The following is an 11,726-nucleotide window of genomic DNA, read 5'->3' as shown; positions in this document are numbered from 1 at the left end:
ATTACGCACTTCGCGAAAATCAAGAAAAGTCTTGGAACTGGCTCATAGAGCCAATCCCAAGACTTAATAGACACTTGTACTGTCAAAGACAGGATCTTAGCAAAGCAATGGAGATGTGTCAAGTTCTGATTATTTTTTTCTGAAATAATTCTCGACAAGCGGTAACAGTTCAGTCGGTGGACCACCAACCCCGTCCCCCTGGTCCACCGACTGAACTGTTATGACAAACTGATTAAAAGTACAGATTTTCGTTTCAAAACGGCAAATATTGCTTGCATTGTAATCTTAATTTTACGTAATGACCCTAAGTGAGTTATAATGATTGGAATATGATATATAGGTTTAAGATATATCTTATTTAAATTGTGGCGGTATGAAAAATAACATACTGCGGGAGGTTATACATTTGAATAATCAGAAGTATCAGTTGCTGTCTGCCGGATACAAGTCGTTTTTGTTTTCGTTGCTTGTGATGACAGTTGCCAACAACATAGCTTTTTTTGTGGACTCGGTTTTTATCAGCCACTTTTTGGGGATTGAAAAGCTGCCTGCGGTGGAGTTGTGTTTCCCGGTTATGACATTTGTGAGTATGGTTTATCTGATGCTGGGACTTGGCGGCAGTACGCTGGCCCTGAACCATATGGCAGACCATGAAAAGAAAAAAGCCGATGAGACTTTTACTGTTTCCATAGTGTTCATAACGCTGCTGGGAATTTTTCTGGCATTCTTCGGACGCATCTTTTGTGAACAGTTCGCCGAGCTTTTGAGTCCGGAATCATCCTATGTTAAAGATGTTCTGGATTATCTCAGTGTCCTGGTGTTGGGAATGCCCCTTGTATGTTTGATGATGTCACTTGCATATTTTGCAACAGCTGACGGAAAACATAAAATGGCATTTCATGCAGTAGTTATTTCCAATGTCATCAACATGGTCATGAATGTGGTGCTTATAAAGGTTATGGGAATGGGACTTTCCGGTGCAGCATTTGCTACCATTATCGGGTACTTTTCCGGACTCATGTATATGATGAGATACTTTTTTAGCAAGGACCGTCAGCTGGTGCTTGTGAAAATGTCCAAGAAGGCCATGCTTTCACATCTTCACGACATCACTCTGAAGGGATTTCCGGAGTCCTCTTATCTTCTCATGATCACTTTGAGAGTCCATATTCTCAATATGATAGTTGCAGCCTACGGAGGAAGCAGAGGTCTTCAGGTATTCAGTATTTTCAATAACTGTATCTATGTGTTCTTTACACTGGCTCTCGGTATCGCTCAGACACTGGTGCCTTTAGTTACCATTCAGGTACAGAACGGTGATTATGACAGAGTGAGGAAAATGCTGTTTAAATCCATAAAGGCAGCATTGGCAGGAGCTCTTGCTCTCTGCTTCATTCTGGAGCTTGCACCTCAGATCATACTTATGCTTTTCAATGTTTCGGATCCTCAGACGGCAGCTGAGTGCATAAAGGCTATCCGCATTTCAGCATTGTCGTTTATGGGAATGGCATTTTGTATCATCATGGTACATTATTTCCAGGCGGTTAAACATTTTACCTACTCTCATATCATCACTATCATGGAGGGACTTGTACTGCCTATAGTGATGATGGGCATATTTGCTCCTTTTTGGGGTGTTGATGGTTTGTATATGGGATTTCTCTTCATAGAGATACTGGTGCCGCTTCAGATACTGTTTATGGTGATGAGGGAAGATTCATTGGTAAATCATAAGAAATACTCTTTCATGCTTCCCAAGAAAACCGATGACAGACGGTTTGAGTTTACTGTAGCCATGAATCTGGATGAGGTTGTAAGTCTTTCAAAAGAAGCCAGCGACTGGGTGAGTGAAAGGACTGATGATGTCACAGCCATGAAGACCTGCCTCGCCATTGAGGAAATGCTTACCGGTATCACGGCGGGAAACACCGGAAGCAGCGATATGATTGACGTGGTGCTCCGCGAGGAAGGCGATGACATTATCATTACCATACATGACACCGGAAGAGAATTTAACCCCACAATCGTTGACGAAAACTTCGATTATGCCTTTGATAATGCCTACGTCCTGAACAAGATCGCCGATGAGATAACCTACAATCGCGCCATGGGCATAAACAGTACTATGATAAAAATCCAGAAGAAGTAAAGGCAATACATAGTTTATAAAAGAATCAGAGGTTCACGAAACTGCTGATCGACAACAGATAATGAGAAAAGGCGGATGCATCAGCTTGAACTGATACATTCGCCTTTTTATATGAACAGCACGGTTGGAGTTAGGGATGCTGCTCTTATTCTTTCGCTTTATCATTATCATCAGGGTAATGATAAACTATCTGAACGTCATCAATATAAGTGATATCTTCTGCAGGGAATTGGGCAAGCGTTACATTATCCGTACCATCGTAATCCGTCACATGGATTCCTACATAAAACTCGTCACTTATCTTATCAGAGAAAGGAACAGATACTGTGGTGGTCACGTCATCATCCTTACTAAGTGTTCTCAGATCAAGGTCAAGTCCCTGCCAGAAAACTCTGTTCTTGTCTTTGTCAAAGATTACCATGGTTACAGGCCAGTCAAAATAGAAACCGGCATTCCCTGAGTTCCTGAATGAGAGAGACATATTAAGTGTGTTGGAGGAATAGTTGTAAAGCATTTTAAGCCTTGAAAGATAAATGCGATATCCCATTCTTCTCAGTATTGAATCACATGCTGCAAAATTTACTTTATCTGTAAAATCAGGAACCTTAGGACCAATGAATGTCATTCTTGAAGTTGTTACATATTGAAGAACATCTCCGAGTCCATTGCCTAATATTTCTTCCATGGGGACACTGCTGGTAAACTCTCCGCCCACAGGACGTGTCAGTCCTATTGTAGAAAACGGTTTAAAATTTAGCTCCTGACCGGATGTATTCTGGGTACCACCATTGTTTAACCAATCAAGCCATTCTGCAGTATCTTCGCTATGACCAACCATGTCATTAAAAACTCCCATATCCAAGTCAATGGCAAAATCATAGTTGCGTCTTGTCATGCAAATTGAATTGGTGAAAAGTTCTGAGTAGAGGCCGGCATACTCAGAACAGACATCTTGTCCCGGCATAAGGTGTTCACCGTCATTTCCCTTTGCATGCCACTCCCCCCAGTGCCCAAGGCTGCCAAGTTGAACAAAGGATACGAAATGATCCCGGTTACAGTATTCTGCCAGAGCTTCCAGGGCTTTCCGATGATATTCTCTGAAAACAGCGTCTGAATAGTCGGGAGAATAACCTTTTCCCATTTTGGTGTCATAAAAAGTACCTGTTGGTGTTTTGGAATAAAGCCATTCAGGTATATCCATGTGGGATTCTAATCCTGGTATGTCACATATTAATCTTAGAACGGCATGCTTATGTTCGGACTTCCATTTTTGTATGTTGTACATCTCCTCCAATCCCTCAATATTGTAATGCCCTTCTTCTGGTTCCCAATCAGCCCAAGTTAATTTAATATATACAAATTTTGAGTTTTCACATAAATCCGGCTCATCTGCCATTGGAGCAAAGCCTATAAGAGGATTATCGTACAGGGTATTGTCGGATGAAAAAGTCGCATTTATGTTATAGTTTGATTTGGACTTGATATAAAACATCAAAAGACAAATAGCTGTTGCAAGAACCAGAATCTTGATGTATTGAATCAAACGTTTATGTTTAGCCATTATATTCACCATTATACTGAATTAGATTCACATCTTTTACACCTGAAATCTCATTTATCATGTCAGCAACAACAAGATTGTCATGTTTGTTTCTGAATTCAACAGTCAGTTCAACATTTTCCTTCCTCATGGTTTTTGACTTTATCTGGTAATGCTGGCTACCTAGAAGTTTCATTATTTTTGCCCCTGTAACATCTCCTTCATAATGTATAACCAGAATGTAAATCATACCATTTTTCTTTAGAGCATAGAATCTTTTTACAAGTATGTACATTACTATCATAGTGATGGCGGCAAGGGGATAGATCTGGGCGGCCACTATAATGCCGATTGAAATGGACCAGAAAAGATAAAGAAGATCCATGGGATCCTTTATAGCTGTTCTGTATCTTACAATGGAAAGGGCACCCACCATACCAAGTGATATAACAATGTTACTGCTTATGGCCAGTGTCAGGGAACAGGTCAGAATAGTCATACCTACAAGTGTCATGGCGAAGGATGAGGAATAAACCACTCCTCCGTAGTATTTTTTATACAGAAACTGTATTAAAAAGCCTAAGAGTATGGCTATGGTGAGAGCTATTACCGTACTGATGATAAAATCAAGATTAAGCCCGTTCCTTGCCGTAAAGGTTTCTATAACGGATTTTTTAAAATAATCACCTGCATTCATATTTGGTTCCTCCAACCGATATTTGTTTTACTTATTCCCGCCGTTACATCAGTGATATGATGAGCTGCTTCATAACAGCCGACATACTTTGAAAAAGCGACAAACTCCAGCCCGTCAGTGGGTATCAGCTCTTTTATTAACATGGGTAAAAATTCAGTGTATTTAACTTCCAATACTTCTGTTTCAGGCTCAATAGCCGGAATTTTGGGAAGACTTTCATCAAATATATCGAAACCTCCCACTGCGGCAGCAATCTCGCTGTCAAAGGTTATACGTACAGTTCCCTCTTCCTGTATCAAAGGAATACGGTTATAGTCGACGATGACCTTTGGTCTCAGAAGTTTTGTCATGAGTTCCAGGTAGAATTCTTTACAAAGATTGGATTCTTTATTTAGAAGAAATCCATAATCTCCGTTCAGGATCATCTCGACTTCCTGACGGGTAAGGTCGGCTGCTTCCTTAAAGATGTAATTTCCGTTTTTCAGTTTTCTTTCCAATGAGATCTTTGAATCACTGTAATTGTATATCCTGATACGCCATTTTTTTCTGTAGAAAACGCCCATTAGTTTTTCCTGATAGGCTGAGTTATAATGATCATCGAAGTAAAGACTCCGTATTTCATAGCCATTAGGACCTGCATGGGAATCCAGTTTCAGAAATGGTTCCAGTCTGTTTTTTAACATCAGACTTTGGCTTCGGGATATTACATATTTCCATTCATTTCTGAATACTCGTTTTTGTTCGGCCATTTGTATCCTCCTGGTACTGTATTACTTATAAGTTAGCTTTGTAACAGTTCCATCGTCTTTGACATAAAAACACATAACACCATGAATGGTCTTTTTGGTTTCTGTATTGTAGTACTCATATGCTTCCTGCTGAAGATCGTAACCATTATCAGACTTTGCAACGACTTTAAGGAAATACTGTCCGGGGACAAGTGAACCTATATCAAGGGTTGTCTGTGTTAGATTTTTCTTGTCCATAAGAACCTTTTTAAAACTCCAGGTGTCGGATAATATCACATCATAGCTTACCTGACCATTGAGTATAAAAGAGTCTTCCCAGTTTAGAACTATATTACCGTCTTTAACTGTGGGCTCATTTATGTGAAAGGGCCAAGGAGTTAGGATTGAATCATAGTGGGAATAATAATTCTCTTCCATTTGGGCAGATATTTCTGATACAAGTTTGTCATAATCCTCTTCTGTTACTCTTGCGAATCTTATATCCGGAAGGGAATAAAGGTAGGGTTTGACTTCCTTTGCAAGTTGAGATGCTTTTTCGGAAACATTATTCGGACTAAGTACAGTTTCATGTAGATTGTTTATGTATCCATTAAGCTTACTTACACAGTTTTGATTCCTTAATATTTTTGAAAACAGCAAAGAGTCTGTATAAAGATAAATACCCTTCTTCCAACCGGCGGAGTAATCTGAATTTCGAAGAATTTCATATTTTTCTCTTAAGGAGCCATCCATATCTACCGGAATTATATAGAATTTATCAAATCCCATTGGACTGTAGAGATAAAAATTTTCGGTATCCGTATCTTTATTATCCATGAGGATATTGAAGGCCATAAAACTGTAAAGATTATCTTCATCGAAATAGGTTTTCACAATATTTTCGATGTCTTTTGAATCATCATTTAAATCGTCAAGCATTTTGATGAGCTTTGAATAATCATTGCTGCCCTCAGCTTCCAGAAGCTTCTCGAATTCTTTTTGATTAAATCTGGAATCCGTAGGCTGCATAATTACATCCTCGTGTCTTCTGAAATCAAAATTTTCAATCTCGTAAAGCTCACCTGTGCTGTCAAGTTCTCTGTTGGAAAGATAGCGTTTGTTTATTGATTCAGTCATTGTATAAAGACCATAGTCAACGAAAAGCTGGTCATCACCCAGGGACTTGTCTTTTACGTACAGATGCACAAAACTGCTTCTGGTGGATAACAGAGGGTCTATCTCGGTCATAAGGTCGTAAGAAAGCTTATTCAGGAAACGAAATGGATCCCCGAAACTTTTATTAAGGTTGAAATTCTTTATACCGGAGATATTTCCTCTTCCGGAGTTTATTTTTACTTTATAACTCTTTTGAGGTCTTTTTGAGGCTTTTTGCCCTATAAGCCTGACAGTGGCATTTGGGGAGAAGTATCCATATCCAAAGCCTGTGGGTACAGGTCCTTCGTCATTTCCAAACTGAACAAGTGCTTCGCAATATGGAATATTTATTTCATTAGTCTCATACCATGAAAGATCATGGCTATGTATATCTTTCCAAGAATAATAACTTGTATAATTTGATTTAGAATTAAAACCCACGGTTAAATAAAGTACCGGTTCTGTCATGGGTGTCACATAAAGATCTTGCTTATCTGTGGGTGTCATTAATTTATCCACAGGGGCTTTATCATAGGATTGGTTATATTTGTTGCATGCTGATAATGGCAGTACTGACATTATTAAACATATGATAAAAAATACATTATTAATCAGGTCGTTTTTTTTCATCATAGTTGTTCCTCTTCAATTCGACTTACGGAGCCATCTTCGTTGACTGAAAAACAATAGCAACCATATTGTTTTCCTCCATTATTTTTGACACAATAGTCAAAAGAATCTGTTGTATATCCGGATTTACCCGTAGCAGTAACTCTAAGGTAATAGGTGCCGGGTGCCAGAATTTTTGTTGTTGCGGCAGTTGATGAAAGGTTATGTCCTTTATCCACTACATTCTCAAAGTTAATATCGGTTGAAAGAATATAATCGTAAGTTACATCTTCTCCGTAATTATAAGATCTTGACCATGATAATGTTGTCGAGTCCTTGCCTATAACAGGGAGATCTATAAAAAAAGGCCAGGGCCACAATAATGATTGCTTGTATGTATTGTAATTAGCTTCTACTTCTTTATCAAACCGTGAAACCAGTTCATCATATTCTTCTGTGGTTTTTATTTCAGAATGACGTATATCTGGTATTGAAAATAGAAATGGCTTAACAATTTCTGCATATTTTAGTGCACGTGATTTGACAATGTCAGGAGTACAGTAGTGTAGATACAGATCATCAACAGCATCATCGAGCATATCTCTGTATTTTTTTTCTTTCATCATCCTGTTAATTAGTATATTATCCAGGAATTTCGTCATGCCCTGTTCCCAGGATTTACCTTCGGTATATTTTAAATACTCCCAGAAATTATTTTGCATTGAACTGTCCATATCCCAACATAGAAAGTATATCTTTTCTGAATTCAATGGACTGTATAAGAAATGGTTACGAACACTTACATCAGCATTACCATTAATAATATTAAATGCTAAATAATATATAAGGTTTTCGATATCAAAATGTTCTTTTATAATCTGATCTATTGGTATGGAATAATTATTAATTTCAGTCAATGTCTGTTGGAGGTTCTTGTGGTTATTGTTGATTTTGGATTCCAGAAATGAATCAAATTTTGCCTGGTCAAATAATGGGTCATCCTGATCCAACATAAGTTCTTCCTGAATACTCCATTCAAAAAATGATACTTTGTATAACTGTCCATTTTCATCAAAACCGTGATTTTTCAGATAAGTCCGATTTACTTGCTCTACCATTGTATATAAACCATAGTCTATAAAATCAGATGGGTGATCAGATGTAATTAAGCTTTCGTTAACAAGGTTTGAATTTGATGCAATATCTAATTTGGAATTATTTGTACCTGTAGTATCTTTCACATATAAATGGACGAACTGAGTTCTGCCTGCTATTACTTCCGGTATGCTGTTTGCAAGATCATAGCAGAGTTTATTTGTAAAGCGATAACCATCAGACATGTGTTTATTAAGATTTAGAGTTCTCTGCTCTCTGAATTTACCTTTACCATCTTTAATTCGGATCTTATAGTTTTTTTGTTTCCCTAATGATGAAGATTGTCCTCTTACCTGAACAGAAACATTGGGGGTTGTTTCTCCGTAACCGAAAGAGTTCTCTGCTATACCATTTCCGGTTTCATCAATTTGTAGTAAACCTTCAACTTTATAACGATCTATATTGCAGGCTTTAACATAGTCATATGCTGAAAATGCGTTTACTTCAGCCCAGGTATGATAACTACTGTCACCGGTATTACCTTTGCTGACGGTAAGATACATTGTGATGACGGAATAATCATCCTGGTTTTTGTACAGTTCTTTGTTGTCATAGAGGTGTTCATCGGAATTGTCAGCCTTTTTTATGGGTTCAAATTCTTCTGTGGATTTATCAGTTGTCTTTTCAGTATAAAAAAATGGCTCTGTTATGGCAGTGGTCGTTTCTTTAACCGAGGATTTATTCTGTATCGAACATGCAGATAGTATAAATATACAAATGAGGAAGACAAAGAAATTGTGTGTGATTTTTTTTATCACTGTTTTGTACCTCCTCTTATAGTATTATTGATATAGTCGTTAGGTTTATCTTTAAAAGTCTCTCTTGATTGTATAGCCTCCAGTATTTTGCTCAGTTTAACGAAAAACCCTTTTTCCTCTGCCTGAATAAGATTCTGTTTTGAAAGAAGAAAATAAGGAAGTTTTCTGGAGTACCAGTTTAGTCTTGTAATTATATAAAAATAGAATACGATAACACCTGAAAAAAATCCCATACCATAAAACTGTTCATTACCATAGAGGATTTGCCATGTGGTTACGGCAACGCTTATACCTGCAAAAAGTAATGAGCCTATAAATGCTCCGGTGTAATCATCAAAATACAGTTCGATAAGATGAACGGCATTTGCTACGGCATAAACTCCGTAACCCACGCACAGTATCTTATAAATGGCAAGGGATAGAGAGCTTACTCCCGGGAATAAATACTCAACAAGGGGAGTGCCTGCGACTATAAATATAATCGTGGTAAATACTTGTTTACTGGCAAGATAGGCAAGCTCTCTGGAGAGTACTCTCAGCATGTCCTTTTCTGCCAGTTTTATATCTTTGATGGCACCTTTATAAGCAAAAAGTCCATAGTAGTTGCTGTACTTTGGATAGAAATTCACCTCCACGGAAACCACAAAGTTAATGGTGGATATAAGGATCGAAGCAAAGGCTATAAGAGCCGGCACCTCATATTCGGGAGCTCCGTAAAACAGGCCTCTGTATTGAACATTAAGAGGACCGAAATACATTACTAAAACATGACCTAGAAGCCCCACCTTCATAAGAAATCCTGATGCAAGGAGTTCAGGGTATTTATCAATGTATCTAAGAAATGAGTAATAGCTTCTTGAACTTTTCGGAAAATAATCAAGCATTAGCATATACATTCTTGTTGCAAGTATTCCGTAGGCAACAGTCACAGAAAGTAAAAACCCTTCCATACTTGCCATTCCGAGAACAATCAGTATCAGCGCTAGTAAAAAGCCTGACATAAGTGAGATGGTAAAGGAAATAACGATGGAACTGAAATCCTTTAGGGCTGTTATGAAGATCATTTCTGTCCAGACCACCATGAGTATCATGGCAAACCAAAGGCATAAAATCAGTTGCAGGAAATTTTCCACAGAAACTATCAATATAGGTGTATATGTGATAAGACAGATAACCAGTTCTATGGATACGGCTCCGTAAAAGGAAGGCATAACCATTTCATTTTTGCCTTCATAAAGCCTGTCGGAAACATATCTTGTTACAACCATATCAAAGATTGAGGTTATAAAGAATGCAAACATCAGACTATAGGTCAGGGCACAGTTTAAAATATGTCTTTTGTAATCGCTGAGTCCTATACTCTGTGATAACATGGATATTCCTGAAAGAAAAATAATGCCCAGCAGCATGGGACCAATGGTTACTATACCTGAGTAACCATAAGCCTTGCAAAGATTGAATATTCCTTTTTTACTGAAAAGCTTTTTTAAACTAAAGCCTATCCCTGCCATCTTTTAAATACCTCATCGTAAACATTCTGATATTTTCTTATCATATCGTCGTGGAGAAAAAACTTTGCAACTCTGTTTCTTCCTGCTATACCCATTTGATATCGGGCTTCGGGTTTTAAACACATTTGTATAAGTGCATTTGTGAGTTCCGGAATATCCATGGGAGGAACACAGATTCCCGCCATGCCGAAATCGTCTTCGGGAGATCCTGCCAGAAGCTCCTTGCAGCTGCCCACATCTGTTGTGACACAGGGTCTTCCTGCAGCGAAGGATTCAAGCACTGAAAGAGGCATACCTTCCGAAACACTGGATAGAATTGTGAAATCAAAATCTCCCAGATGCTTTACAACATTGATAGGTCCCATGAAATAAACATCATCAACCTCCAGAAGATCTACCAGATCATAGCATTCCTTTGCATACTGCTTATCATCTTCGGGACCCGCAATAAACAGTCTTGCGTTGGGAACCCTTTCTTTGGCTCCGGCAAAAGCATATATCATGGTTTTGACATCCTTTATGGGGGCAATACGTAGAACGGCACCCATATCGATATGCTCTGAAGGTTCCTTCATGGGGATGTCTTTGAATCTTTCATAATGAATTCCGTTTCCTATGAATACACATTTATCCGGGTCGCAGCCCATTTCTATCTGTATTTTTCTTGCGTCCGAGTAAAGACTTGTGACCATGGAAGCCTTACTGTAGGCACATTCCGAAAGCATGTAAAAAAACTTTACCCAGAGCTTTTTAAAGGCCGGTATAACCCACTTGGCACGGATTATCTCCTCTTCTCTCTCTCTTGTGTAAATCCCATGCTCGGTTATCATATAAGGAACGGTATATTTATAGCTTCCGAGTCTCGCCAGAAGACCGCCGTAGCCTGTGGCTATGGAATGAAAAAGATCTGCTTTCGGCGCTTCCATGCTGAGAAGATACAGTACCGGCAGGAACATTGACCTTACTGTGTGGAAAAAATCAGAAAATGCCGTATATGGATACTCATCTTCGCAAAGATTTATAAGTATATCCAGAAACTCTTCGCTCATAAGGAAAGAAATGGGGTCTATCCTGTCCTGGGAGTACATCTTAAATAAAAGATCCCAGTCCGGTGAAGCACAGTTTACGAAAGCGCGGAGTGTTGCTATCTCCTGCTTTGAAAACTTATATCTTTTCGGAATACCCTTTTGGGTAAGGGCATCATTTAAAAATACTTCATGTATTTCCACCACGTTTTCCGGCAAAGTATATTTATATTTACCTTTCATGGAGGCGTCGGCACCTATGGCCCATATGACAAATTCATGCTGAGGCATGGCAGACATATACTGATGTATCCAGGTAGATACACCTCCTGTAACATATGGATAACATCCTTCCAGGATTACACAGATTCTCACGTTCCACCTCTGTTTTAAAATATA

8 protein-coding genes are annotated in these 11,726 nt (G+C 38.5%); 1 reads left to right on the top strand and 7 read right to left on the bottom strand.

Translation table 11 applies throughout. The features are described from left to right. The first annotated feature begins 406 nt into the window (after positions 1-406). Positions 407-2,149 carry an MATE family efflux transporter gene (locus BLV86_RS12640; RefSeq protein ID WP_175456549.1) on the top strand — a complete coding sequence of 581 codons (1,743 nt, stop codon included), beginning with the start codon at positions 407-409 and terminating at the stop codon, positions 2,147-2,149. 145 nt (positions 2,150-2,294) lie between these two features. Here BLV86_RS12640 and BLV86_RS12635 read toward each other — a convergent pair whose 3' ends face one another. From BLV86_RS12635 to pelF, 7 genes are read right to left on the bottom strand one after another with little or no spacing between them, the layout of a single operon-like run. Beyond that, positions 2,295-3,710, bottom strand: coding sequence for a DUF4832 domain-containing protein (locus BLV86_RS12635; protein ID WP_175456548.1), 1,416 nt, complete (start codon positions 3,708-3,710; stop codon positions 2,295-2,297). Beyond that, complete coding sequence (locus BLV86_RS12630; protein WP_090818005.1) at positions 3,703-4,386, bottom strand: DUF4956 domain-containing protein; 684 nt, start codon at positions 4,384-4,386, stop codon at positions 3,703-3,705. Before BLV86_RS12630 ends, BLV86_RS12635 begins: the two co-directional genes overlap by 8 nt. Beyond that, positions 4,383-5,135: a polyphosphate polymerase domain-containing protein gene (locus BLV86_RS12625; RefSeq protein WP_090818001.1), complete on the bottom strand. Its 753-nt coding sequence runs from the start codon at positions 5,133-5,135 to the stop codon at positions 4,383-4,385. The genes BLV86_RS12630 and BLV86_RS12625 overlap by 4 nt, the downstream gene beginning before the upstream one ends. A gap of 21 nt (positions 5,136-5,156) precedes the next feature. Next, positions 5,157-6,902 carry a CotH kinase family protein gene (locus tag BLV86_RS12620; protein WP_090817998.1) on the bottom strand — a complete coding sequence of 582 codons (1,746 nt, stop codon included), beginning with the start codon at positions 6,900-6,902 and terminating at the stop codon, positions 5,157-5,159. Beyond that, positions 6,899-8,791, bottom strand: a complete 1,893-nt coding sequence (locus BLV86_RS12615) for a CotH kinase family protein (protein ID WP_090817995.1) — start codon at positions 8,789-8,791, stop codon at positions 6,899-6,901. Before BLV86_RS12615 ends, BLV86_RS12620 begins: the two co-directional genes overlap by 4 nt. Beyond that, the gene (gene pelG / locus BLV86_RS12610) at positions 8,788-10,302 is read right to left on the bottom strand and encodes an exopolysaccharide Pel transporter PelG (protein ID WP_090817992.1); all 1,515 of its coding nucleotides are present in this window, start codon (positions 10,300-10,302) and stop codon (positions 8,788-8,790) included. Before pelG ends, BLV86_RS12615 begins: the two co-directional genes overlap by 4 nt. After that, positions 10,290-11,702 (bottom strand): GT4 family glycosyltransferase PelF, encoded by a 1,413-nt coding sequence (gene pelF / locus BLV86_RS12605; protein WP_090817989.1) that lies wholly within the window; start codon positions 11,700-11,702, stop codon positions 10,290-10,292. Before pelF ends, pelG begins: the two co-directional genes overlap by 13 nt. Positions 11,703-11,726: the final 24 nt, after the last annotated feature.

Origin of the sequence: Oribacterium sp. KHPX15 (assembly GCF_900107835.1) — a bacterium.
Taxonomy (GTDB): domain Bacteria; phylum Bacillota; class Clostridia; order Lachnospirales; family Lachnospiraceae; genus Oribacterium.
Note: the sequence above shows the minus strand (reverse complement) of the source record. Positions and strands in the feature narration are given on the sequence as shown.